This is a genomic window from Mucilaginibacter celer, assembly GCF_003576455.2.
GTDB classification, from domain to species: Bacteria; Bacteroidota; Bacteroidia; order Sphingobacteriales; family Sphingobacteriaceae; genus Mucilaginibacter; species Mucilaginibacter celer.
In genome coordinates this window covers 5,319,208-5,342,086 of record NZ_CP032869.1, presented here as the reverse complement: position 1 = coordinate 5,342,086, position 22,879 = coordinate 5,319,208, and the positions used below count along the sequence as shown (strand labels likewise).

The window sequence follows — 22,879 nt, the reverse complement described above, 5'->3', positions numbered from 1 at the left end:
GGTTATTTTTAGATAAACATTTTTTGGAGCAAGGCCTGTTTGAGATGCTTTAGCTGCTGTATTTTTTGTTGGGATTGGTTGATTAGTTGATCGAGGTTTTGGAAATATATTGCAATTTTGTGTTGCTCTCCTATCTTTGGATATACAATTGCGACCTCTTCCAAATCAGAATTATGTAAATGCACTACAGATTTTCCTTTTGCTCTTTTAGATAAATCACTTTTTGATTTTCCATTTGTTAAACAAAGTGCTAAAAAAATTGGATATAGTTGAGAATTTGCATAAACGATATTTAAATCCCCGCCTAAAATAACACCAGCTTTTAGCACGGCTGAAGCCCTGGAGATATCCTCAGAAGTCTCACCTGAAGCAGGTACAATTACTTCGTTGCCTTTGCTCAAAATAGCATCCTTCTTGCTTTCAGCAAACGTATCCACATGATTTATTACCGTTTCATATTTTGTATATAATCTACCATAAAGAATAATTGGATAACCACTTTGGCTCAAGTCGTTTTTTGTATATCCTCTCCCTTTCGAAAAAGCTGCTACTTGGCCAAGCAAACTCTTTTCCCATTTCTCCGTAAACCCTTTAAAACGAATCTCAGGAACATCTTCTCCCTCTTTAGGAAACATTTTTTCGAGCATCGCTTTTTTTAGGTTGGTTACCTTTTCCAGTTTTTGCTCTTGTAGTTGAATTAAACTATCTAATTGTTTGAAATAGGTTCCGATTTGGGTTTGTTCCTCTTTGGAAGCGATAGCTATATTTAAGTTATTTATGGAGTTTTTTGATAAACTGGGAACTCCAGTCGATTCATCCTTTTGTTTCCAATTTATTCGTTGAAAAACGGGGTAGATAAACTCTAAATCATTGTTTTGTTTAGGTATCGCAAAAAACAGTGTATCAACCGTCCAAAAGGGTGCACGTAAAATATATGGTTTATCAATAGTTCCTTTTCTACCTATTCCGATCGCATCTTCTTTGTATGACAGTGCTTTATTCACATTAAGCATATAACCACCTGTCCCATAAACTGGAATATTTCCCAGAGATAAATGTTTATAATCTCTACCACTATTTAAATCTAAAATTTCCTCTAAGTTCTTCTCCTCCCATTCCTCCTCAAACCCTTTAAACCGAATCCCCGGCACCTTTTTAATCATTCCCATCACCTTCCCCTCTTAAAAGCTTTTGCCATTCGTTCAACCCCAACATGTCGTGTTCGCTGCCCGTTAGTTCACTCATCATTTGGGCTAATGCCAGCTCTGTATCCTGTAACTGGCTGCTCACATTATGCAAAGTAACGGTGTACTTCCCGGCCAGGTAGTTTACTTTTTGTGTAAGCGTAGCAACAGTATTGGCAGGTAACTCATGCAAAGTGCTTACCAGGGGGCTTATCCATTTGCGTTCAAGCAATGCTTTTACCTGCTCATCTGTCAATGCCTCAATAGTTTTTTTGGTGAGGATATGCAGGGCGTCCGCTTCTTCTTTAATATCTTTTTTAAGGGTTTTCTCCTCGGTTATCAGGTTGCTTACTTTCCAAATTTTGGTTTCGTCGTCGTCTTCGGTGTATTTCCCTTTTTTAATATCAGAGGCAATTTCTTTGGCGGCTTTAATAATTTCGGCGTTTACAAAGGCGTCTTTGGCTTCGTTGGTCAAATCGCTGTCTTTCGCTTCTTCGCTTAAAGCTTCTAACAGTTCGTCGTATTGGGCGGTAATTTCGGCCAGGCGGTTCTCTTTATCTAAAAGGCTTTGCAGTTGGGCGGTTAAATGCACCTGCTGTACCAGTTCAAAAGGTAAAATATGCCCTTTCCAGCCTTCCTGCACTTCAGTATCTTTACCTTTTTGTTTTTTAATTACCATGTTGGCATCTACCTGTTTAGCCGCTTCAAAGCCTTCGGTTTGCAGCATTTCCAAATCGCCGGAGATGCCTTGCCAACTGTTATCAAGCAATTGATAGGCTTCATACCTGTCAATGAGGGCTACCGGCTTTAAGCGGCTAAAAATATCGGCGCTCAATACGCTTTTTTCTTTAGGGATACTGAGCGTAGGCATTTCGTCTATCAGCCGTTTTTTGAGCGTTACATTAAAATTGGCAAAGGCATCTGTAAAAGTTGTTACAAAGGCCTTAACATCCGGGTGCGTTTGGATGCTGCCCGTAACATCTTCGGTTTTTAAAGCTGCCATATCGGCCGAGGTATTGGTAAACAGGCTTTCTTTCAGCCCCGGGAAAGCTTCCCAGTAAACCGAGAGCTCCCCAATTTCGCTGATGGGGATGCCGCCAAACATGGTGGCATAAATATCCCAGTTTTCGGCAGCCTCCGCGCTATCTACATACCGCGGGATATTGAGGTTGTAATCATTTTCCCTGATCTCGTTACGGCTTACCACTGCGGCGTATTTGGGGATGCTTTGGCGCCCGGCAACGGCGTCGGCTATGCGTTTAATATCCGATGCGCGGAGTTTGTTATTTTTCCCCTCTTTAACAAAACCCTTCGATGCATCAATGATCAATACATCGGTATTGGGGCGTTTTTGTTTCAACACCATTACAATGGTTGGGATGCCGGTGCCAAAAAATATATTGGCAGGCAAACCAATAATGGCATCAATGTGATTTTGCTCGATGAGGTTGCGGCGGATGGCCCCTTCTTCGCCTCCCTAAACAATACACCATGCGGCAATACAATGGTCATGATGCCATCAGGCTTTAAATGGTATAAATCGTGCAGTAAAAACGCGAAATCGGCCTTTGATTTTGGAGCCAGGCCAAAACGGGCATATCGCGGGTCGGCCTCCTTATCCGCCGGGTCCCATTGTTGCGAATAGGGCGGGTTGGATACCACGGCATCCAGGTATAGGGGATTGTATGAGTTTACCGGATCGTTTTCATCAAAATATGGCCAGTCCTCTTCTAAGGTATCGGCATTACGGGTTTGAATGTTTTCTATTTTAATGCCCCGCATAATCAGGTTCATGCGGGTAAGGTTATAAGTGTTTTGCTTAAGCTCCTGGGCGTAGTATTTAATTTTATTTTCGCCATCCATGTGCTTGGCCACACTTTTACCAATATTGATCAATAAAGATCCCGAACCGCTTGTGGGGTCATATATCTGAATTTCAGAGCGATCTTTAAGATGCCAGGCTATAATTTCCGACATTAAAACCGAAACCTCGTGCGGGGTATAAAACTCGCCGGCTTTTTTGCCTGCATTGGCGGCAAACTTTTCAATCAGGTATTCGTAAATAAAGCCCAGCACATCATAATCCTGCCGGCCATCCATCGGGATATCTTTAATAAGCTGTAGCAAATCGCTGATAGCTTTGGTTTGCTGTGCAGCGGTTTCGCCCAGTTTGCTCAGTCCGGTTTGTAAGGTATCAAAAACGCCGTCGAATAATTTCTTATGGGCCGGGTTAATTAAACGGCTAAAGGCCGATAACGCGTCGCGAACATTCGATACTTCAAAATCACTTTGTTTATCTATCCAGGTAGAAAACAAATCTTTGTGGGCAATAAAGTATCCTATACCCTTCCTGATAAAATCTACTACTTCGGTATCTGTTTCGGCAAGTTGTTTAATCTCGGCCTCCGTAATCCCCTCCTTTTTAGCAAACTTCAATTGGTTTTCTGAAAGGTATTTATAAAAAATAAATCCCAGTATATAATCTTTATATTCATTCGCCTCAATTTTGGAACGCATTTGATTTGCTGATTCCCATATTTTAGCGGCCAGTTGTTGTTTGTTCATTTATTTTATAGTATGATCTGATAGTATGCAATTTTATTAAAAAAAGATAGCCTGGTTGTATGCTGAAACTATCCAGACAAAAATGCAGGAATAATATTACTTTATTTCAAGTTATATTCAGTTGAAGCTGTTTATTCTTTTAAAATGTATTTTACTGTAAAATGTGGGGTATTTGAAATAAGGCATAACACGGAAGAAGACACTTAATCATACTACTTAATAGTAGTCCGGCCCCGGTAATTCTGAATAAGCCCGGGATTATAAAAGTTTATAAAAGATTTAACTGAAGCAACTATCGACTTCAAATTCAGATCAAGAATATCCTGATAAACATTATCATACGATGTAAAGCCATTTTTTCTTCTCTCTTTCAAATGTGTTAGTTCATCGCGAAGCATTTTTAGCTTTGATATCCTTCCCATCTTTTTTGGATATTTCAGCCCAAAATCTTTATTGGTTAATTTGGGAATGATACTATTTATTTTATCCTCAAATGACGCCCACCGTTGAATACGATCCTTTTCTACCAGTTTGCCGTTATAATTAATTAGCGCATAATCTGGCAGCATCTGATTCATGAAAGCCTCTAAAGCCAGGAAGGAAAATATAACGCCTATCGATGACACTTTGAATACATAGCTAAATGCTACGGTTTTAGAAGCTGAGCTTTCGTTCAATGCCACAGTGAGCCATTCCTTGCATCCTCTAATTGAGGTACAACATCAAACGCTAACGAAAAATAAAAGGTGACCGGATTGGGTTCCAGCATTAAAAAATGTTTCTGTTTAAATTTTAGCCTGTTAATTCCATAAAGTTCCTTATAGCCTATTTGTAGGAATACAAGACTTTTATCCCGAAGAATTTTTTTTAACTGTTTTTCAGAGGTTACTTTTGGGACATCATTTAGCTGTACCGGGCGATCTCCATCAGTGTTATATTCGTGACCCTTGAAATTTATTTTTGTGCCTTTCATCTATTCTCTTTTTTTAAAATTAAGAAATAGTACAGCATATGTATTGATAATCAATCTACTCTATAAATTAGATGAGAGAAAGGAAATGAAGCTTTTCTATAAATAGCCCTGCATTCAGGTGTTACCATTATTTTTGAAAAACAATAGTAGTTTAAAATATCGCCCCCAACCTCCATGCTATCCCCCTCCATCAATATCCCCGCCCATCGTCCATTCAACTGGTCCGAGTGCCTCTGGTACCTCGATCGTGAATTTGATGATTGCATATACCGCGTTTATCCTTATAAAGTACGAAGAGCGTTCCATGTGAATGGGCAAAACCTGCTTGTTGATATCCTGTTTACAGGTGAGGCCTTAGAAGTTGAATGGCTTACCGGCGAGCCAGGGCCTGGCCAAATCAACCATATAAAAAACTTTATTGCAGATTGGTTTGATGTTGAAACCGATCTGGCTCCATTTTATAAACTGCTCGGCAACCAAAAAGAATTATCTTATATGCCGGAAGCTTTTGCCGGTTTACGTTTTATCGGGATGCCAGATTTATTTGAAGCATTGGTGTGGGCTATTACCGGGCAGCAGATCAACCTTAGGTTTGCGTATAAAATAAAAAGGCGCATGGTTGAAGCTTATGGTTCAGCCATCGGGTTTGAAGGAGATAAATATTGGATTTTTCCACCGCCTGAAGTTATAGCCTCGCTTTCGGTTGCCGAACTGAAAGACTTACAATTATCGGCCAAAAAAGCCGAATATATTTTGAATATAGCCAACGCTTTTTTAGATAGAACCTTAAGTAAACAAATTCTGCAAAATTTGCCAACTTTCGAAGCCCGGTTAAGTTTGCTAACCGGCATAAAAGGCATTGGCGTTTGGACGGCAAACTACGTGCTGATGAAAAGTTTAAACGAACAGTCGGCCGTTCCGTATGGCGACGCAGGTTTGCAGAAAGCCCTGGTAAATCACAATATAATCATAGATAAAAACGACAAGGAAGGGATCAGCCGTTTTTATAAAAGCGTTGGCGGATGGGAGTCATACACTTCGTTGTATTTATGGAGAAGCATGGCCGGGCGGGTCTGATCTGTTTTGTGAAGAATAAGGAAATGCCGGTAATGATAGTGCTTTTGGCTATTAACCCGCAAACATCCTATATTTAAATTATGTACCATCAGGAGTTTCTGCCGCCGGATGAACTGCGCGATATCATCAAATGCTTTTGGCATAACAGGAGGGATGCCGATGAGCAGCAACGCACATTTGAGGTGCAGCCCGATGGTTATGCCGAAATAATTTTTTATTTCGGAGATCTGCACAGGCTTGCTGCCGGCGGAGAGCTACAATCATTACCTTCTCCTTTTATGATGGGCCTGCTTAACCAGCCCGTTATTTTTCACACGCAAAGCCTCCTGGAAATTATCGGCATCAGGTGTTATCCCTGGACGATTTTTGATTTGCTGAATCTCTCCTCCGGAAATAACGGCGTGCAAACATTTCAACACCCTATAGCCGGGCTTCAATCCTCATTAACAAAATCCGTCGAAGCGGGAAATATAACAGAGGCTATGGCTCAACTGAAGCAATACTTTCTTTCGGCACAAACCGGTATTGCGGCAAACAGCATGTTGTTTAAAGCCGGGCTTGCCATGCGCCGGGCAAAAGGCACTATGCCGGTAAGCCAGGTAGCTGAGGCCGCGCATGCAACCGTGCGTACGCTTGAGCGCAATTTTAAGCAGTCATCAGGCCATACGGTTAAAGATGTATCGGCGCTGATGCGTTTTGAACAGGTACGCAACCGGTTGTGGCATAGCCCGGAGGTTAACCTGGCTGGTTTGGCGCACGAACTGGGCTATACCGATCAATCGCATTTAAGCCGTGAGTTTAAGCGTTTCAGTGGTACTACGCCGGCCGCGTTTGCACGGGAGGCTAAAAAAGGCAGGCGAATTTTACCCGGCGATTTTGTCGCGTTTGTACAATCCTAAGGCCATGGCATTCCTCAATTTTGTGTATCAAATTATTATAATATGAAAGCTACACAAAATCAAAATACTTACGATGTAATTATTGCAGGTGCCGGCCCGGTGGGCCTTTTCCTGGCCTGCGAACTGGCTTTGGCCAAATGTTCGGTGTTAATACTTGAAAAAGCGGCAGATCCTCATTCTCCCATAAAGCAACTGCCCTTCGGGTTGCGCGGCCTTTCGGCTCCATCCATCGAAGCACTGTATCGTCGCGGACTGCTCGAGCAGCTCGAAGTGCATAAAAAACTTAAAAATCCTCATCAAAATGCCAAACAGGGAGCGGAGCGCCAGGTTGGCCATTTCGCGGGGATCCCTTTTACCGAGGGTAACGTAGATCAATCGCGATGGGAGCACCGCTTACCGGGATCGCCCGGGCCCAGCCTTATGACTACCATGGATGAGATGGAAACCGTATTAACCCGCCGCGCCGAAGCACTTGGCGTTGAAATTAAACGCGGATTAGCCATTACCGGTTTTGAGCAGAACGATAGCGGCGTAACGGTTCTGTGGGATAGTTATTCCTTTAACAGCAAATGGCTGGTAGGGTGCGACGGTGCCCGCAGTGCAGTACGCAAGCTGGGCGGCTTTGAATTTGCCGGTACCGAACCCGAGTTTACCGGCTACTCTACCCGGATAGATCTTGCCGATCCGGAGAAGCTGAACCCCGGTCGTAATGTAACCTCCCGGGGCATGTACCTGCAATCGCAGCCGGGTTATGTGTTGATGCAGGATTTTGACGGCGGTGCTTTTCACAGCTCAGAGCAGCCTGTTACCCTGCAACACATACAGGAGGTATTGCGCCGCGTTTCAGGTACCGATGTTACCGTAACAGCCCTGCACATGGCTACCACCTGGACCGACCGTGCCCGCCAGGCAACTACCTATCGCAACGGCCGCATATTTTTAGCGGGTGATGCTGCGCACATCCACGCCCCGCTGGGTGGCCAGGGCCTTAACCTTGGCCTGGGCGATGCCATGAACCTGGGCTGGAAACTGGCTGCAGCCATTCATCAGCAAGCACCCGGGAGTTTGCTGGATACTTATTATGATGAGCGTTATCCGGTAGGCATGCAAGTGCTGGATTGGTCGCGGGCGCAGGTGGCCATTATGAAGCCCGATGCATCAAGCCGCGCCCTCTATGCCATCATCAGCGATTTGATGAACACCAACGATGGGGCTACCTATTTTGCAGGGCGTGTATGGGGTATCCATACGCATTACAATCTGGGTGATGACCAACCATTACTGGGTTACAGCGTGCCGGATTTTGAGCTGGCAGATGGCACAAGGATAGGTAAATTGATGAGCGACGGCCGGGGATTATTGATTGATTTTGGCGGAGATGCATCCCTTAAAGCTTTAGCAGCCACCTACAGCCATCAGCTTAAATACGTTTCAGGCCCTGCCAAAGATCAGTTGGGTTTAAGCGCGGTATTAGTCCGTCCGGATGGTATTATCGCGTGGGTTGCCGGCAATGAACCAGATTTTTCCAAGCTTCAGAAAGCCGCAGAGCGATGGTTTGTACGTAATTGATTATTGAAGCCGCTTGCCGGGGTAATCTCATTTTTCACCGTTAAGCCGGCATACGTTGTTCCTGGTTTAACGGTTATTTGAGCTAAATACTAAGCCATTAATGCCGCCTGCTGTTTGATGATTGTTTAATGATGTAAACCAACACAAATTTATACCAGATAACACAATCAAAGTATAATTTTAAAACATCATGAAAACCTTTATCAAATCATTACCGGTAACCTTGTTTTGCACGCTTATTTGTATAGTTCAACCCGGTTGGGCGCAATCCTGGCGAAATGACCCTAACGTTGTTTTTTACAAAGGCATGCCCGTTGATACCACCAAAGAAACTTTAACACCGCAAATGCGCGCGTTTATTACCCGCGCCGGCCGTATAAAACAATTGGGGCACGAGCACTTTTTAGTAAGTAATTTGGGGGCTCAAAACATTGGTGTTCGTTTTGATAAAAAGAGTGAGCTTTATGAGGGGCTGGAAACCATTACTCCAAACAATGATTTTACAAGTATTTTAGTTGACGGCGAGGCCGGCATAGAACTAATAGCCCAGGATGTAAACCCACAAAACGCTAAAAATTACCTCTTCCGCGTAATCCAAAATGACAGGCGTGAGCTGGTTGGATGGACCATGCCAAACCAGTTTAAAACTACCACAGATGGCAGATATACTTATGCTTACTTAGGCAAATTCGGCTATCAACCCAACCAGGTTTTACGGGTTGAAATATACAATGTTAAAAATTTCAGAGAGCAGGATGCTGTAACTATCGATTGGCGTAAAGTTGTTAAGCCAAATGTTACAGCATACGCCGAATTCTGGAGCCGCATGTATCCCACAGTTGATAATGGTGTTGTTGACAGATCTTTTTATCCTAAGGACAAAAATACACGCCTGATAAAGGGCAAGGAAGTGCCGATGACCCCACCCGAACTGGATTTTATCAAATCGCCATCATCGCAGGATTTAAAGATCAGGCTTGCCGATTCGGTGCAGCGGCTCTGGTTCATGATTGGTAACGCGAAGAGGATCTATAACTACAAAGTATCATTAAAACGAGATGCAGACGGCTTGAAAGACAGCATCAATCTTGGTGAAACCAACTATGATTTTTATCTGTACAAAGAGTTTTGGAAAACGCCCGGTAAATATCAAATAACCTTCACCCCAAAAATACACCGTCACGGCGGCAGGCCGGTTTACCTGTTACGAGGTTTAGCCACCAGCATCCCTTTTACGGTTTTGCCGGCTGTTAATGTACCGCTTACCGTATCTGCAACGGTATTAATAACTATAGTTGCCGGTGTAGTTTTAGCAGCCCTGCTCATTCTCGTTTTTTATCGCCGAAGGCAAAAGCGCAAATTGTTTCAGCAGGCTCAGGGTAAAGAGATCATTAACCTGCAATTAGCGTCGGTAAGGGCGCAGCTAAACCCGCATTTTGTGTTTAACGCGCTGGCCGGGATCCAAAACCTGGTTAATAAAAACGAGATGGAAAATGCCAATAAGTATCTTGTACGTTTTGCCCGCATCACCCGTAATGTATTGGATGAGGGTAACCGCGAACTAACGTCCATACAGCACGAAATGGCCTTGTTAAATGATTACCTGGAGATGGAGCAGATGCGTTTCGGCTTTGCGTTTAATATTAACACCAATCACGATGTGATTGATCAGCAAATTGAAATACCTGCCATGCTGCTACAGCCTTTTGCCGAAAATGCGGTTAAACACGGCGTATCAGCCCTGCAGCAGGCAGGCGCTATCCGGATAGGCGTTGACCAGGTTGATAATACCTTGCTATTAACAGTATGGGACAATGGCAAAGGATTTGACCAAACCGTTAAAGCAGGTATCGGGATTGAACTGTGCGAAAAAAGGATCCGCCTACTCAATAGCATCTATAAAAATACCACTATATTGCTGCATAAAGGCCGCGAAAACAATGGTACGTTAATTACCATCGAGCTAAAAAACTGGTTGTAAAAATGAAAGCGTTGCTTATTGATGATGAACCGTCAAACCTCGAAAACCTGCAACAACTGTTGGGTGCTTATACTCATGGCATAGAAGTTTGCGCCATAGCAACCAATGTTGATGAGGCTATTGATGCAATTGCCAAACATAAACCTCAACTGGTGTTTTTAGATATCCAGCTGCACCAGCAAACAGGTTTTGATTTACTGAAACAACTGGGCCGGATTGATTTCGAGATTATATTTGTAACCGCGTATAACCAATATGGCATACAGGCTATCAAATTTTCGGCCTTAGATTATCTGCTTAAACCAATAGACCCTGATGAGCTGAAAGCCGCCGTTGATAAAGCCCGGAAAGCGATAAGTTTAAAATGGGATAATGAGCGAATAGCTTACATGCTCGGGTACCTGAAGGATGGCAATAAAAACCAGGGCCGCATAGCCTTGCCGCTTTTTGGCGAAACCCGCTTTGTTGACATTAAAGATATTGTGCGCTGCATGGCCGAAAACTCATACACCCGTTTCGCCCTACGAGGCGGCGAGCAGGTACTGGTATCCAAAACGTTGAAAGAATACGCGGACCTGCTATCCGATCACGGCTTTCTGCGGGCGCATCAATCGCACCTGGTAAACGTGGCATTTATAAAAAGTTTGTTGAAAGAAGATGGCGGAACCCTGCTGCTTACAGATAACACCAAAATACCGGTATCAAAACTTAACCGGGATAAAGTGAAAGAAAGGATTATGGTCGAGTTTAAACTGTAATAAACGGCTCTAATCCTTTATTAAACTCATCCGGTTTTTCCATCATCGGCGCGTGCCCGCATTGATTCAGCATAATGAGTTGCGATTTTGGCAACAGGCTTTTAAACTCAACTGCAACTTCAGGGGGAGTGATGCGATCGTCATTTCCCCAAATCAATAAAACGGGCGTTGATATTTCAGGGAGCCGGGCAGCAACATTATCCCGCTGTGCCGATTTTGCAGCTTTTATAGCGCACAAGCATTTATAATTATCGGTAGTAACGCGCATTACTTCATCAACCAATTCATCTGTAGCGATAGCCGGATCGTAAAATGTATAGGCCACACGCTCGTGGATGTATTTGCGGTTGCCGCGTTTAAGGAAACTGCCAAACTGTGTATTTTCATACAGGCCCGAGCTGCCGGTAAGCACCAATTTTGAAACTTTCTGCGGATACCTGTGGGCATAGCGGATAGCCAGGTGCCCACCAAGTGAGTTACCAATAAGGATGGGGTTTTGCAAATTGCCCGAAGTAATCAGGTTGTCAAGAAATTCCATCAGGTATTCTAAAGTGTCGCCTTTATATTTCTCATAAAGTGGCAACTGCGGCACAATGATATTAAACCGGTTTTCAAAATACCGGATAACGCCGTTCCAGTTGCTCAGGCTACCAAACAGCCCGTGAAGTAAAATGATGCTTTGTTTCATTGTTTTAATAAAACAAAGCTATCACGCCACACAATTTGAGGTTGTGACTTCAGTCACAAAACGCAACGGGCTATTTTAGTAGTAACAACCGCGCCCTGCTAAGCGCTTCACGGCTAATGTAAAGGTAACGGGCAATATTGGTGAGTGATATTTTACGGATAATAACCGGGCGGCGCTCCATCAGGTACCGGTAACGCTGCAAGGGGCTTTTTAACGAAAGCATGTACTGATGCTCTGATTGTTGCTCAGAAATTTCCTGGTACAACTGCAGATTAACGTGCAGCAAATTCATATGCAGGCCGTACAGTGGTTGTAGTTTTTTGATGTTGATGCGGAGTATAACAGCATCCTCAAGTGCAACGATATTAACTGCTGATGGCGTTTTTTTATTATAGCTTTCGCAATTGGCCAAAAAGTCATCGGCGAAGGCAAATTTGATGATCTTTTCCTGCCCGTCCTCATCCGGAATGTTGTACTTGAATGATCCTGATATCACAAAAGCCGAAAAACGGGCAACTTTACCATATTTTAAAAAAGTATCCCCCTTTTTTATGTGCTTTACAACAGCCATTACATCCAGCAAGCGCCATTCATCATCGGTTACTATGGGATACTTGTTTTTTAGCTGGTTATACCAGTAAGGCAGTTCTTGCTTCATCGGGCTGATTAAGTATAAATTATAGGCGATACCAAAATCTAAGATAAATGATAGCCGAATATTTGCGGTTACATGATGTAAACTTTACGTGTTGCTGATAATAACAAAAGTTTGAGCTATGCAGACAACAAAATTGAGCCATACAAGAAAACGGCACCCCCGCAAACACCCTGATTTTTGTATCGTTAAACTTTTAAAAAACAATTATGACAACCATATCAAAAATACAACTCGGCAATAATGGTCCGCTGGTTTCTAAGCTGGGCTTAGGCTGCATGCGCATGTCGTCTGTTTGGGGGAGTAAAGCTAACGATGAAAATGAAAGCATCGCCACTATTCAGGCGGCATTAGATAACGGTATCAATTTTTTAAACACCGGCGATTTTTATGGTGCCGGTCATAACGAGCTGCTGGTTGGTAAGGCCATTAAAGGCAGGCGCGATGACGCTTTTATCAGCGTAAAATTTGGTGCCATTTTTCATAACGGGCAGTGGCTGGGGCTTGATCTGCGTCCCATAGCCATTAAAAATTTCATTAACTATTCGCTGGTGCGTTTGGGTGTAGATACCATAGATCTTTATCAACCCTGCCGCATGGATAACAGTGTTCCGGTAGAAGATATAGTGGGCACCGTAGCCGACCTGATTAAAGAAGGCAAAGTGCGCCACCTCGGCGTATCCGAAATCACACCCGATCAGTTGCGCAAAGCCAATAACGAATACCCCGTATCGGCACTTGAAATAGGTTACTCCCTGGCCGACCGCCAGATAGAGTCCGACCTGTTGCCAACTGCTAAAGAACTGGGCATCGCTGTTGTCGCATTTGCCAATACAGCCGAAGGCCTGCTAACCGGCGATATGAAAGCACCCCTGCCTGCCGATAGCTACCACAACCACTTCTCCCGTTTTCAGGGAGATAACCTGGTAAAAAACCTTGAAAAGGTGGAGGTACTGAAACAGATGGCAAGTGATAAAGGCTTTACACCAACCCAACTGGCTATTGCCTGGGTAAATGCACAGGGCGATCATATTATGCCATTGGTAAGCATGAGCCGCCGCACAAGGCTGCCCGAAAATATGAAAGCCATGGAAATTGAATTTACAGCCGCCGAAATGGATGTACTCAATACCCAATTTGCCCCCGGAGCTATATTAGGAGGTACATACCTGCAACGATAACAGGAGAGGGGCTTGCGGCTAAGCCCCTCCTGTTTTTTATATTTACATAATGATCAACCCAACCGAAATAGTTCCGGGAGTTATTTTTTACTCATACCTCTCGGCCATGCGAAAAGATAAAGTAGGCTTTCTGAATCACAACACGCTGGTGATGCAGGTTTCGGGATTGTTCACGATGGAAACATCGGGCCAAACCATATCCATGCGGGGCGGGCAAATGCTGCTGATAGGCAAAAACCAGCTGGCGCAGATCATTAAAACGCCATTGCCCGGCGAGAATTATGAAACCATCGTAATTTCGTTGCAGGAAGATCTGCTCAGGAAGATAGCCCTTGAAGAGCAGATAGAAATAAAGGAAAAATACGTTGGTTCGCCAAATATACTGATACCGCGGGATGCTTTTTTGCAGGGATATTTTCAATCGGTAATTCCATACGTACGTAACCCGGCCGAAAAAATAACGAGCGAGATGGGGATGCTAAAAGTGAGGGAAGGAGTAAAGCTGCTGTTGAATGCGATGCCCGAGCTTAGCACGTTTCTGTTCGATTTTTCGGATCCTTACAAAATTGATCTCGAAAAATTTATGCTCAGCAATTTTCATTTCAACCTGCCGGTCGAGAAATTTGCACAGCTTACCGGCCGTAGCCTTGCCGGCTTTAAGCGCGATTTTCAAAAAACCTTTGGCTCCTCGCCCCGGCATTGGCTGCAGGAACGCAGGTTAATCGAGGCGCTGCATCTCATCGAACATAAAAACAAAAAGCCATCGGCCATTTATCTCGACCTGGGTTTTGAAAGTCTTTCGCATTTTTCGCATTCGTTTAAAAAGCGGTTTGGTAAAGCGCCTACGGCGTTTTGATAGTACCACTCTGTCAAAACCATTAATAGGCCTGGTTCCCTTTCCATATAATTTTGCATTTTGGGTTAGCTGCCAACAGCGTTTTAATGCCTGTATCTGTTTCTTTCACCCCTGTACCCGATACATCAAGCCATCGCAGCGATTTTATATTGCTGAGATCGGGCGGGAGTTTTTTCAGCTTGTCGTTCCAATATAGCTGCAGTTCGCGCAGTTTTTGAAGCTGGTCAATATCTTTCGGGATCTCTGTAAGATCGTTACCCGATATGTTTAATGACACTAAATTATTTAACTTCAAAACAGCAGAGGGGATTTTGCTAAAGTAATTTTGAGCCAGATCCAGTAGTTTCAGGTTGGTTAGCTTTTTTATATCCGGAGGTAATTCATAAAGGTTACAATCGGATAAAATCAGTACTTTCAAATTAGCATGATCAAAAATCTGTTCAGGAAACGTTTTAAAATCCTGATCGCTTAAAAAAAGTGCTTCGGTATTATCTGTCAATGAATCTACGCTGGTACTTGCAAGGTATTCATTGCCTTCAACATCAACCAGGTATTGTTTTCCGTTTCGTTTAACTTTGGCAAAGCCGGTATCGTCAAAGGTTTCGGCTTCGGTGTATTTATAGGGAATTACCAGCTTTAAATCTTTATTTATAAAGCCGTATAGTAATTTGCCGTTTTTCTCCACCTTTGACAGGCCTATCTTATCCCGGTAAAAATATACGGATGCAATCAGCTTTTTGGTGTTCTCCTGCGAGATTTTGGCTTTTTGGTAAAGACTTGCATTTTTTTTTGCTACAGCACGTGCCTGCTTTTCGGCCTGATAAGCTTCATACCCCAGGAAACAGGCTACAAAACACGATACCACCGAAGCCAAAAGCATCATCCTTAACCGGTTATTATATTTGCGCAGCCGTAATTCTTCCGATTTTCTTTGCTGTTGTACGGCATCCTTGCTCTCCGTAAAAAGGCGAATTTCTGTGTCCGAGAGTTTCAAATCTTTTAGAAGCGGTTCGATAAAAAAAAGATCGCTTTCAGATAGCGCTTCGCCCATTCCGTTACTACGTGCCGCTTTAAATTTTAAAATGCTTTTTGCCTCCAGTAAATCCTTTTCCTTTTTGCTCCGTTTTTCGGCAATGCGTTTGGCAAGCGAATCATGCATCAGTTCGTACATGTCGGTGTCTTCGTCATAGCGGATTATACGGCTGTTATCAAATTCTTTAATCACGATCTCTATAGATGCCGGCTTACAATTGGGAAACCGGCCATAAAGATTGCTTTTGCTGATTGGCTCTTTGGTGCCCTCAAGTGTGGCGAAAGGCGACATGATGCTCCATATCATTTCCTGTGTGAAATCACTATAGTCAGGAAGCATTTTTTCGCTGATGCGGGCCACTTGTTCTTCCAAAAACTTTTGAAGTATATCTCCAATTTTACCTTGTGAGTTAAGTTTCTCTAAATCAAAAACAACTTCTGTTTCCCTTGACTCATCGCCCGTAGCAGCCATGTAAAATCTATCCAAAAATACGTGCAGATAAGGCAACTGGATGGTTTTAGCCCGTTCGGTGATTTTTAGTTTTTCAAAAATTGCCTTCGCCACTTTTGCTTCCTCGCCCGGTTTGATGGTTACCAGTGATGTTTCTGCACAGGTAGCGCTCTCAATCACCTGTTTAACTTTGGCGTCATTCATCGGCTCCACCCTTAGCTTTTTACGGGTAAGTTGCGGTACCGCCCGCTCAAACTCATCCAAATAACCCAAAAACTCTTCACGTATGGAGAAGATCATTTTAACAGGCTGCTCAACCAAAAGGATTTGTTGTACCGTACGGATAAATTTGGTTTGCTCCTCTTTCGAACCCAAAATATAAAGCTCTTCAAATTGATCGAAAATAAGGTATAGTGGCTTAAAGCAGTTGAGGTAAATATTTTTAATGGCACCGGTAACCCCGCTATCGGCTTCTTCAATGCTTGCAGGTGTGTGCTTCTCCCTAAAATTACTAAGCCAGTCTGGTTCTGTCACACTGGTGTTCTTCTGCCCGCCGGCATCGGTAAGTACCTTTTGCAAACTCTGATTTATGTCTTTGCCACGCCTTACGGGAAGATCCATCCAATCGTGCGCTGCAAATTTGCTGGCAAGACCGCATTGAATTAAGCTGGTTTTGCCTGTGCCAGATGCACCATAAACCAATAAAACGGGCGATTGGAAAACCATTTCATAAAGCCGGGCTATCTCCTCGTCTCTGCCCGAAAAAAAAGCCACCTCGTTTTTGTTATAAGGACGTAAAAATTTAAATGGGTATTGTTTCATTTGGCAATAACGGTTTAATCAGGATTTGATTTAGGCGTGTTTATTAGGCTACCTGCGGCGCTGTACCTGTGATAGCTTGCAGTGCGTCTTTAAATAAAGTAACAACATCTAACGAGCGGCTGGCGTCAAAATGTTTTGAACCCTGGTTATAGTCATTTTCGGCAGATGGCTGGTTTATAACAATGGTTTTATCCTTATCTTCCCAAAAACTGTATTTTAAGCTCCCATCAGTATTGGCCGACGAGTAAAAATAAATCTGCGCACCTTGCTCTGATGTCAGCGCATTGGCATCAATGATAAACGGAAACAGGTTTAATTTAGGCTGATACGTTATTTTGGTATTTTTTAGTAAAACCGCGTAAGTGTTAAGTGGTACATCCTGCTGTTTAACCAGGTCGATGAGGGTGTTTTCATCACATCCCAGCGCGGTGTATTTATGTATATAGTATTGCCTGATGTTACGTAATCCAAAATACTCCACGTTTTTAATAGATTCCATGGTGTAATTTGTTAAAAAACTTAAATGCTCCAGCACAATCGTGAGGCTATTCTCTGCCTCAACGCAATCAGTTTCGGTATATGCTGAGCCCGGGAGGGAATTTAAAAAATTGCACGCCTTAACAAAATCGCTTTCAGGCTGCATTTTGTCCGAAATGCCTTTTAGCTCACTGATGGGATATTCCAGGTTGTTTTCGTCAAACATAAGCAGCAGCGTTGATAACAAATTTCTATAAGCGGTAAGCGACATCTCCAGGGGGCTGTTAAAAAAAAGCCTGATCTTGTTAATCTGTGTCTCATCATAGTGGCGCTCACTGTTTTTTTCATCCCATAACTTAGAGAGCAGTGCAAAACACAGCAGCTGCAAAGCCCGCAGTGCTGTAAGATGGCAGATAACGATGTAGTTTTTTTTATTTTCGGCCACGTCGCCCTGCACACCTATGGCCATTAACTTGCGCAATTTTACGCCCAGTACGCCATAGGCACTAATGATAATAGCCTTGGCCTCTTTGCGGTAACCGGCATCATTTTCCCAAAGTGCGCCGTTCATTTCGGCGGCGCCAAACAATGCCCTGGCCCGCTCGTTGGTTTTTTTTATCGTTTCAAACAGTCTGAAACTGAGTACTTCATTGTACGCTGTTTTTTGTTCGGAACTCGGCAGCTGTGTTTTTTCATCATTTTGTATAGGTACCGGAGTTGTAGTTTCTTCAGTTTCTTCGCGGGCGGGCATATTAGGGAAGCAGCGGTCAAGCTCGGTTTTAAACTGGTATTTTAAATGATCGATGTTATTGTAACGGGTAGGGTAGTGTTGCAACTGCCGCAGCTTTCTTTTAAAATCAAAGAGGGATTTGATGTCGTCCTCTTCTACCGCATCAAGATAAACGGCCTCGTTTTTTAAGTAAGTCCATATTTTGGGGGCCTGCCCTGTCGAGAAAGCATCCATGGCCACATCAAACTCCTGGTTGGTGTATTTACCAACTTTCGAGAATACCAGGAAAACGGCCATATCACAACCCCGCAATGCGTTATTGTACTCGGCCTGTAAGCCCGCTGCCGACATGGCGTTGGGAAAATTTTCCCAGCATACTACTTTCAAAAATATGCCGGCTGCATTAAGCCTGATATTTTCATCGTTAATGAACAGCATAAACTGTTCCCGGTCGGCTTTTAATTCTGATGATGATGCCAGGAAAATCTGTATAGTTTGTCGTGACATAAGCTTAAAGGTTAGGAATTACAACAGAGGGAATAAATGTCAGATTTTTTTTAAACTTATATATAAATAGCTAATTGACAAATATTTATTTTTTTATATTTATCAAAAATCTAAACCAATGGACAAAGAGCTTTTTGACAAATATGTAGAGGAACGCTACCAGGGGCAAATGAAATTTTACAGCGATTCTTCCAGGAAGAACCAAGGTAAATACCGGAAATTTCAATGGGCGCTCATCATCCTCTCGGCATTAACGCCTGTTTTTGCAGCGTTAAGCAATTTTAAATTTGATTTTTTATGTGCTGACTCTAAAGCAATACTAAACATGCTGGTAATTATCGTATCGGTGATAGTGGCAATTTTAACAACCGGTTTAAAAACCTTTAGTTACCAGGAACTTTGGGTTACCTACAGATCGACCAACGAGCTGCTTAAGCCCGAAATATATTATTACCGTTTTAATGTTGGGCCTTATGGAGTAGCGGGAGTTGACAAAGAATCGCTTTTTGTTACCCGTGTAGAGAAAATTTTAGGTGCCGAGCATGTAAACTGGCCACCGGCCAAACAACAAACCGAAGGAGACGGAAAGCAGAAGCCGGGCGAGGGTGGGCAGCAAGCAGGAGCAGAGGCCGGCGGGCAGGAAGTTAAACCTGAAAGCCAGGCCGGCGATAATGCAAACCCAACTACAGGAGAAGAAAAGCCTGGTACCGGCGAAACCGAACAACAGTCAACAACCGGAGCTGATGAATCGCAAACTAAGGGCGAAGATTCAACAAGTGATAGTGGCGAAAAGCCGGCGGAACCTGAAGGAGGTGCTTAAGTTTTGGTGCCTGTTATTCTACAGGCACGCGAGCTTCCGGTTAATGGGCATTTGCATTGCCTTTAGGTTTGGTACGTATTAATAGGTATACTCTTTTAATGGGCGATAATTTTTAAAACGACTAAAGTTATCCCGGTCGGTTGGTTTTTTTGATATCACTTTTCTGTTTCCGGTTTTATCATAAACAGATACAACAAGGCTATCGCATTGATCAACACCGGCAAATTGGCGTAAACTGTCTGCTTCAAGTTTCAGGAAAACCGTGGTATTGCAGCCGGATACAAGCAAAGCGTCGATGCAGTTTAATTCCTGGTTATATAGCATATTTGGAAAATTTGCTGAATTTTTGATATATACCAGGGCATCGGTTTTTTTATTGTAGATTAAAAGCGTTCGTATTTCATTGGCGCCACGCGCTGCTACGGCCGAAACATAAGTGATATCGTTCAAGCCATCCTTGTTAAAATCTGATATCTGAGGGTCGCAATCGGCAAATCCATCCTTAGGGAAATGGAATTCATTTTTTATTATCCATTTATTGTTTTGTTTCGCGCTAAACCGGATAATTACGTAGTTGCTATCAGTAATAGTGTATCTGTTCAGCTCAAATTTATTGCGTCCTTTTCGCCCTATATTTAAACTATCGGTAAACGACTCGAGCAGTTCGGGCTGTACATGAAGTTGCCCGGCTTTTATTGATGATTTGGTTGTTTCTCCGTTTTGTAATACAGGTGCAGGGTGGTTTGGTCCACAGGCAGTTATCACCAATGCTATTGGTACAATATACTTGTGCATAGGTTTGGTTTTTTTAACTTTAGGCAAAGGTAGTTCAAAATATAAGCAAACTGAAATAGCTCTGCGTCTGAATTTTTTTGTAAAAAAACGGGGCGATAAAAATTAAATTGGTGCCAATCCGGTCGCCGGTAATAACAAACCGTGGCGGGCTTTTGCTATTTTGCACCTTTATTACCGATGATGGATACAGATTTACATAAACCATTTATGGATCGCTGCCTGGAGCTGGCAATGGTGGCCATGCTGGAAGGTGAAAGCCCGGTTGGCAGCGTTGTAGTGAACAATGGCCGCATTATTGGCGAGGGCTGCGAAAAAAGCCGCCAGCTTAAGGATGTTACCCGCCATGCCGAAGTAGTTGCCATTTTAGATGCCCTGCAAAAAAACGAAAGCTGTGAAGGAGCTATACTGTATTCAAATGTTGAGCCCTGCATCTTGTGCTCGTACGTGCTGAGGCATCATAAAATAGCCAAAGTAGTATTCAGTAAATATTGCGGTGAGCTTGGCGGCACTAATGAGGAATTTAATATTATAACTACGGATAAGATAACCAAATGGGCAGAGCCTCCCGCTATTATTGTTTACGGTGGCAAATAGCATAATTGCCGAACGTAAAAAAAGTGCGTAGGGCTGACAGAAAATCGGGCCGGGAGTATGGCCCGCGATGGGCATCGGGGCAGGCTCTGTGGGGGGAAGCTTTTTTCTGTCTTGGGTTTTTGGTTACTTTTGGGCCAAGCCAAAAGTAACAGCCTCCGCGGCAAATGAGCGGCCAATGCTGTTATGTTAGCACAAACATCCGTTAAATAATGAGAATAGCGAATGCCTTATGCACGGGCTGCTTTCGCCCGATGACTGACAACGTTGAATCATACCATCATCTGTAATCAATCTTTTCTCTATTTTTAATCGCCGCTACATACCCATGGATAAACTAAGAAAACATATTGAAGAAGTTACTCCCCTTACTGATGACGAGTTTGAGCATATAAAAACTTTCTTTACCCTAAAAAGGGTTAAAAAACATCAGTACCTGAGCCAGGAGGGCGACGAGGCTAAATTTGAATATCTTATTCTCTCGGGCATCTTCAGGATGTTTCACCTGGATGGCGATGGCAAAGAGCACATTGTGCAGTTTGCAGGCGAAAACTGGTGGATGGCCGATTACCAGGCCTATTTTAAAGCAAAAAAGGCCGATTTGTATATAACCTGTATGGAAGATGCCGAAGTACTTTGCCTCACCCTTGAAGGCCGCGAAAAACTATCGGCCGAAATGCATAAAATGGAACACTTTTTCAGGGTAAAACTTACGAACGGTTTTGTGGCATTGCAGCGCCGCATTATCTCATTACTTGCCGGTAATCCCCAACAGCGATATGAGGAGTTTGGGCGCCTGTACCCGCACCTTATGCAGCAAATTCCTAAAAAATATATTGCCGAATACCTCGGCGTAAGCCGCGAAACCCTGAGCCGACTATACGCTAAATAAAGGAGTGTGATTTGCATCACACTTTTTTTGTGATTTGCCTCCTCGGCAGGAGGGACCCTGATTTCCGAAATTTGAAGTATCAAAACAAAAAAAAACAACACTTTAAATTTTAGAAATCATGAAAAAGAATATTTTAATCATCGTATCAAACGCTAACGCCATCGGCCCAAATAACAGGAGAACAGGTACCTTTTTACCCGAAGTAGCACATCCCTATGCCGAATTTGATAAAGCAGGTTACCAGGTTGATTTTGCCAGCCTGACAGGCGATACCCCATACCTCGACGCCCTTAACCTTGCCGCCGACCCCGATAACCTTGCATTTTTAACCGGTAAAGGCTGGGCCGATATGCAGAAAGCCAAAAAACTTGCCGATGTTGATGTAAAAGCCTATGATGCCGTTTTTGTTCCCGGCGGTTTGGCCCCAATGGTGGATATGCCCGAAGCCCCGCTGCTTAAAAAAGTAATTGCCGAAACCTACGAGCGTAATGCCGTGGTAGGCGCCGTTTGTCACGGTCCGGTATCGTTACTCAATGTAAAACTAAACGATGGCTCATACATAGTAAAGGGCAAAAATATAGCCTCGTTTACCACTGCCGAAGAGGATCATTATGCAAGGCCCGATGTGCCCTTTGATTTACAGGCGGCTTTAACGGCCCAGGGCGCTATATTCCACGCAGCCGAACCATGGGCAGCCAACAGCATTGCCGATGGTAATTTGGTAACAGGCCAAAACCCTGCATCAGCCAAAGGTGTTGGTGAAAAAATGATCGCTATTTTAGAAAACGCTAAAGCTTAATATCATGGAACAACAACCAGTTTATGTATTTGCCAAATGGACGGTAAAACAAGGCGAATTAAATACAGTACTCAGCCTGCTTGCCGAAGTAGCACAAAAAAGCACCGCCGAAGAAGGCAACCTGTTTTATAACATTCATCAAAGTAATACCGGGCCGGATACCCTGATACTGGCAGAGGCTTATAAAGATGAGGCTGCGGTAGCAGCACATCGTGAAACGGCGCACTTTCAAAATATTGTTGTTGGAAAAATCGTTCCGCTGCTGGCGGAACGGGAGGTGATTTTAACTACCCGGATTGATTTGGGGTAATGATGATTGGTGGTTGATTGAGTGGACCGCGTTGTTAATTAACAGCGCGGTTTTTGTTTTTGGGATTACACCGATTTTGACCGTTGATTTTTTTGATTACGTTGATTTCGCTGATTGTTTTCTGAACCTGAATTAAACGAATTAAAGAATTTATAGAATTTGCTTAGCATTCTGTTAATTCCTGAATTCGACAAATTCCGGTTCAGACAAAATAAAATCCTGTCCATATCAAAAATCTACCCAAATCCCGGTTCAGACAACATTTAT

The 22,879-nt window shown here is 43.3% G+C and carries 20 protein-coding genes and 1 pseudogene; 12 read left to right on the top strand and 9 right to left on the bottom strand.

Annotated elements, in window-relative coordinates:
* Positions 1 to 8: 8 nt before the first annotated feature.
* From HYN43_RS22015 to HYN43_RS22000, 4 genes and pseudogenes are all read right to left on the bottom strand, one after another.
* Positions 9 to 1,169: a restriction endonuclease subunit S gene (locus HYN43_RS22015; protein ID WP_119406086.1), complete on the bottom strand. Its 1,161-nt coding sequence runs from the start codon at positions 1,167 to 1,169 to the stop codon at positions 9 to 11.
* A pseudogene (locus HYN43_RS30825) lies at positions 1,156 to 3,749 on the bottom strand (type I restriction-modification system subunit M). The gene HYN43_RS22015 and the pseudogene HYN43_RS30825 overlap by 14 nt, the downstream one beginning before the upstream one ends.
* A gap of 212 nt (positions 3,750 to 3,961) precedes the next feature.
* Complete coding sequence (locus HYN43_RS22005; RefSeq protein ID WP_119406085.1) at positions 3,962 to 4,426, bottom strand: hypothetical protein; 465 nt, start codon at positions 4,424 to 4,426, stop codon at positions 3,962 to 3,964.
* A complete protein-coding gene (locus HYN43_RS22000; protein WP_119406084.1) occupies positions 4,423 to 4,722 on the bottom strand; it encodes a hypothetical protein in 300 nt (99 codons plus the stop codon). The genes HYN43_RS22005 and HYN43_RS22000 overlap by 4 nt, the downstream gene beginning before the upstream one ends.
* Before the next feature lie 174 nt (positions 4,723 to 4,896).
* Between HYN43_RS22000 and HYN43_RS21995 the strand changes: the two genes are divergently transcribed.
* From HYN43_RS21995 to HYN43_RS21975, 5 genes are all read left to right on the top strand, one after another.
* Entirely contained in the window at positions 4,897 to 5,799 is a 903-nt protein-coding gene (locus HYN43_RS21995; RefSeq protein ID WP_119406083.1) for a DNA-3-methyladenine glycosylase family protein, read from the top strand.
* Between the two features lie 80 nt (positions 5,800 to 5,879).
* Positions 5,880 to 6,698, top strand: a complete 819-nt coding sequence (locus tag HYN43_RS21990) for an AraC family transcriptional regulator (protein ID WP_119406082.1) — start codon at positions 5,880 to 5,882, stop codon at positions 6,696 to 6,698.
* 42 nt (positions 6,699 to 6,740) lie between these two features.
* Positions 6,741 to 8,267 carry an FAD-dependent monooxygenase gene (locus tag HYN43_RS21985; RefSeq protein WP_119406081.1) on the top strand — a complete coding sequence of 509 codons (1,527 nt, stop codon included), beginning with the start codon at positions 6,741 to 6,743 and terminating at the stop codon, positions 8,265 to 8,267.
* 190 nt (positions 8,268 to 8,457) lie between these two features.
* Positions 8,458 to 10,248: a sensor histidine kinase gene (locus tag HYN43_RS21980; RefSeq protein ID WP_119406080.1), complete on the top strand. Its 1,791-nt coding sequence runs from the start codon at positions 8,458 to 8,460 to the stop codon at positions 10,246 to 10,248.
* Positions 10,249 to 10,250: 2 nt separating this feature from the next.
* Positions 10,251 to 11,006, top strand: a complete 756-nt coding sequence (locus tag HYN43_RS21975) for a LytR/AlgR family response regulator transcription factor (RefSeq protein WP_119406079.1) — start codon at positions 10,251 to 10,253, stop codon at positions 11,004 to 11,006.
* On the opposite strand, the gene HYN43_RS21970 is transcribed toward HYN43_RS21975, so the two are convergent.
* Positions 10,996 to 11,694 (bottom strand): alpha/beta fold hydrolase, encoded by a 699-nt coding sequence (locus HYN43_RS21970; RefSeq protein ID WP_162996582.1) that lies wholly within the window; start codon positions 11,692 to 11,694, stop codon positions 10,996 to 10,998. The two genes, HYN43_RS21975 and HYN43_RS21970, sit on opposite strands and share 11 nt — an antisense overlap.
* A gap of 70 nt (positions 11,695 to 11,764) precedes the next feature.
* The gene (locus HYN43_RS21965) at positions 11,765 to 12,352 is read right to left on the bottom strand and encodes a Crp/Fnr family transcriptional regulator (protein ID WP_119406078.1); all 588 of its coding nucleotides are present in this window, start codon (positions 12,350 to 12,352) and stop codon (positions 11,765 to 11,767) included.
* Between the two features lie 206 nt (positions 12,353 to 12,558).
* Here HYN43_RS21965 and HYN43_RS21960 point away from each other — a divergent pair, with 206 nt between their 5' ends.
* Positions 12,559 to 13,530 (top strand): aldo/keto reductase, encoded by a 972-nt coding sequence (locus HYN43_RS21960; RefSeq protein ID WP_119406077.1) that lies wholly within the window; start codon positions 12,559 to 12,561, stop codon positions 13,528 to 13,530.
* Between the two features lie 49 nt (positions 13,531 to 13,579).
* Positions 13,580 to 14,386, top strand: a complete 807-nt coding sequence (locus tag HYN43_RS21955; protein ID WP_119406076.1) for a helix-turn-helix domain-containing protein — start codon at positions 13,580 to 13,582, stop codon at positions 14,384 to 14,386.
* Between the two features lie 22 nt (positions 14,387 to 14,408).
* On the opposite strand, the gene HYN43_RS21950 is transcribed toward HYN43_RS21955, so the two are convergent.
* Both HYN43_RS21950 and HYN43_RS21945 read right to left on the bottom strand, forming a co-directional pair.
* Complete coding sequence (locus tag HYN43_RS21950) at positions 14,409 to 16,691, bottom strand: nSTAND1 domain-containing NTPase (protein ID WP_119406075.1); 2,283 nt, start codon at positions 16,689 to 16,691, stop codon at positions 14,409 to 14,411.
* A 43-nt stretch (positions 16,692 to 16,734) separates the two neighbouring features.
* Positions 16,735 to 18,405, bottom strand: a complete 1,671-nt coding sequence (locus HYN43_RS21945) for a hypothetical protein (RefSeq protein ID WP_119406074.1) — start codon at positions 18,403 to 18,405, stop codon at positions 16,735 to 16,737.
* A gap of 118 nt (positions 18,406 to 18,523) precedes the next feature.
* Here HYN43_RS21945 and HYN43_RS21940 point away from each other — a divergent pair, with 118 nt between their 5' ends.
* Positions 18,524 to 19,225 carry a DUF4231 domain-containing protein gene (locus HYN43_RS21940; RefSeq protein WP_119406073.1) on the top strand — a complete coding sequence of 234 codons (702 nt, stop codon included), beginning with the start codon at positions 18,524 to 18,526 and terminating at the stop codon, positions 19,223 to 19,225.
* 78 nt (positions 19,226 to 19,303) lie between these two features.
* Here HYN43_RS21940 and HYN43_RS21935 read toward each other — a convergent pair whose 3' ends face one another.
* Complete coding sequence (locus HYN43_RS21935) at positions 19,304 to 20,020, bottom strand: hypothetical protein (RefSeq protein WP_162996581.1); 717 nt, start codon at positions 20,018 to 20,020, stop codon at positions 19,304 to 19,306.
* Between the two features lie 177 nt (positions 20,021 to 20,197).
* Between HYN43_RS21935 and HYN43_RS21930 the strand changes: the two genes are divergently transcribed.
* From HYN43_RS21930 to HYN43_RS21915, 4 genes are all read left to right on the top strand, one after another.
* Positions 20,198 to 20,614 (top strand): nucleoside deaminase, encoded by a 417-nt coding sequence (locus HYN43_RS21930; protein WP_205589803.1) that lies wholly within the window; start codon positions 20,198 to 20,200, stop codon positions 20,612 to 20,614.
* A gap of 325 nt (positions 20,615 to 20,939) precedes the next feature.
* Positions 20,940 to 21,503, top strand: a complete 564-nt coding sequence (locus HYN43_RS21925; protein ID WP_119406070.1) for a Crp/Fnr family transcriptional regulator — start codon at positions 20,940 to 20,942, stop codon at positions 21,501 to 21,503.
* Positions 21,504 to 21,621: 118 nt separating this feature from the next.
* Positions 21,622 to 22,302 carry a type 1 glutamine amidotransferase domain-containing protein gene (locus tag HYN43_RS21920; protein ID WP_119406069.1) on the top strand — a complete coding sequence of 227 codons (681 nt, stop codon included), beginning with the start codon at positions 21,622 to 21,624 and terminating at the stop codon, positions 22,300 to 22,302.
* A 4-nt stretch (positions 22,303 to 22,306) separates the two neighbouring features.
* A complete protein-coding gene (locus tag HYN43_RS21915; RefSeq protein ID WP_119406068.1) occupies positions 22,307 to 22,612 on the top strand; it encodes a putative quinol monooxygenase in 306 nt (101 codons plus the stop codon).
* The last annotated feature ends 267 nt before the right edge of the window (positions 22,613 to 22,879 follow it).

What these genes read in the sequence shown, in the direction of transcription:
- HYN43_RS22015 (WP_119406086.1), bottom strand. Translation starts at nt 1,169, where the DNA reads ATGGGAATGATTAAAAAGGTGCCGGGGATTCGGTTTAAAGGGTTTGAG.
- HYN43_RS22000 (WP_119406084.1), bottom strand. Translation starts at nt 4,722, where the DNA reads ATGAAAGGCACAAAAATAAATTTCAAGGGTCACGAATATAACACTGAT.
- HYN43_RS21995 (WP_119406083.1), top strand. Translation starts at nt 4,897, where the DNA reads ATGCTATCCCCCTCCATCAATATCCCCGCCCATCGTCCATTCAACTGG.
- HYN43_RS21990 (WP_119406082.1), top strand. Translation starts at nt 5,880, where the DNA reads ATGTACCATCAGGAGTTTCTGCCGCCGGATGAACTGCGCGATATCATC.
- HYN43_RS21985 (WP_119406081.1), top strand. Translation starts at nt 6,741, where the DNA reads ATGAAAGCTACACAAAATCAAAATACTTACGATGTAATTATTGCAGGT.
- HYN43_RS21980 (WP_119406080.1), top strand. Translation starts at nt 8,458, where the DNA reads ATGAAAACCTTTATCAAATCATTACCGGTAACCTTGTTTTGCACGCTT.
- HYN43_RS21975 (WP_119406079.1), top strand. Translation starts at nt 10,251, where the DNA reads ATGAAAGCGTTGCTTATTGATGATGAACCGTCAAACCTCGAAAACCTG.
- HYN43_RS21970 (WP_162996582.1), bottom strand. Translation starts at nt 11,694, where the DNA reads ATGAAACAAAGCATCATTTTACTTCACGGGCTGTTTGGTAGCCTGAGC.
- HYN43_RS21965 (WP_119406078.1), bottom strand. Translation starts at nt 12,352, where the DNA reads ATGAAGCAAGAACTGCCTTACTGGTATAACCAGCTAAAAAACAAGTAT.
- HYN43_RS21960 (WP_119406077.1), top strand. Translation starts at nt 12,559, where the DNA reads ATGACAACCATATCAAAAATACAACTCGGCAATAATGGTCCGCTGGTT.
- HYN43_RS21955 (WP_119406076.1), top strand. Translation starts at nt 13,580, where the DNA reads ATGATCAACCCAACCGAAATAGTTCCGGGAGTTATTTTTTACTCATAC.
- HYN43_RS21950 (WP_119406075.1), bottom strand. Translation starts at nt 16,691, where the DNA reads ATGAAACAATACCCATTTAAATTTTTACGTCCTTATAACAAAAACGAG.
- HYN43_RS21945 (WP_119406074.1), bottom strand. Translation starts at nt 18,405, where the DNA reads ATGTCACGACAAACTATACAGATTTTCCTGGCATCATCATCAGAATTA.
- HYN43_RS21940 (WP_119406073.1), top strand. Translation starts at nt 18,524, where the DNA reads ATGGACAAAGAGCTTTTTGACAAATATGTAGAGGAACGCTACCAGGGG.
- HYN43_RS21935 (WP_162996581.1), bottom strand. Translation starts at nt 20,020, where the DNA reads ATGCACAAGTATATTGTACCAATAGCATTGGTGATAACTGCCTGTGGA.
- HYN43_RS21930 (WP_205589803.1), top strand. Translation starts at nt 20,198, where the DNA reads ATGATGGATACAGATTTACATAAACCATTTATGGATCGCTGCCTGGAG.
- HYN43_RS21925 (WP_119406070.1), top strand. Translation starts at nt 20,940, where the DNA reads ATGGATAAACTAAGAAAACATATTGAAGAAGTTACTCCCCTTACTGAT.
- HYN43_RS21920 (WP_119406069.1), top strand. Translation starts at nt 21,622, where the DNA reads ATGAAAAAGAATATTTTAATCATCGTATCAAACGCTAACGCCATCGGC.
- HYN43_RS21915 (WP_119406068.1), top strand. Translation starts at nt 22,307, where the DNA reads ATGGAACAACAACCAGTTTATGTATTTGCCAAATGGACGGTAAAACAA.